Genomic DNA, 745 nt, shown 5'->3' with positions numbered 1-745 from the left:
GCCTCCTCTAGGTATGGCGCTAGCAACATTCCTATTCAAGAAGAAGTTCACTAAGCAAGAACAAGAAGCAGGTAAAGCAGCAGCAATCATGGGTTCTATCGGTATCTCTGAAGGTGCTATCCCATTCGCAGCAAACGACCCTGTACGCGTTCTTCCTTCAATCGTTGCTGGTGGTATCGTTGGCTGTGTGTTTGGCTTCCTAACAGACGTACTACTACACGCACCATGGGGCGGTCTAATCACAGCTCCTGTATCAAGCAACATCCCAATGTACGTTGTGGGTATCGCACTAGGCTCACTAACAACAGCAGTTATCGTTGGCTTCTGGAAACCAGTTGCTGAAGAAGAAGCAGAAGACGGAATCGTAGAAGCAGCACCGACGCAAGCTCAAGCGGCTCCAGCAGCAGGCGAAGGCGAGTACGACATCGTAGCAGTAACATGTTGCCCATCTGGCGTAGCACACACATTCATGGCAGCAAAAGCACTAGAGAAAGCAGGTGCGGCAGCGGGTCTGAAAATCAAAGTAGAAACTCAAGGTCAAAACGGTATCCAGAACCGCATCACTGACCTAGATGTAGCAAACGCGAAGCTGGTTATTCTAGCTCACGATATCCAAGTAAAAGACGCTCACCGCTTTGCAAAAGCAAACGTTGTTGAGTGTTCAACGAAAGAAGCAATGCGTAACGCAGCGACTCTTGTGAAAGCTTAAACCTTAAGCTCCTCCCCCTAAGAGCCCTTTCCCCCA

1 protein-coding gene is annotated in these 745 nt (G+C 49.3%); it reads left to right on the top strand.

Annotation, left to right across the window (positions count from 1 at the left end; translation table 11 throughout):
• Window positions 1–709 (top strand): fructose PTS transporter subunit IIB (locus R7Z47_RS24700; protein WP_318130745.1); only part of this gene is annotated, 709 nt, incomplete at its 5' end.
• Between the last annotated feature and the right edge of the window lie 36 nt (window positions 710–745).

This window comes from Vibrio sp. 1641 (assembly GCF_033339995.1).
Classification (GTDB): Bacteria; Pseudomonadota; Gammaproteobacteria; order Enterobacterales; family Vibrionaceae; genus Vibrio; species Vibrio alginolyticus.
Note: the sequence above shows the minus strand (reverse complement) of the source record. Positions and strands in the feature narration are given on the sequence as shown.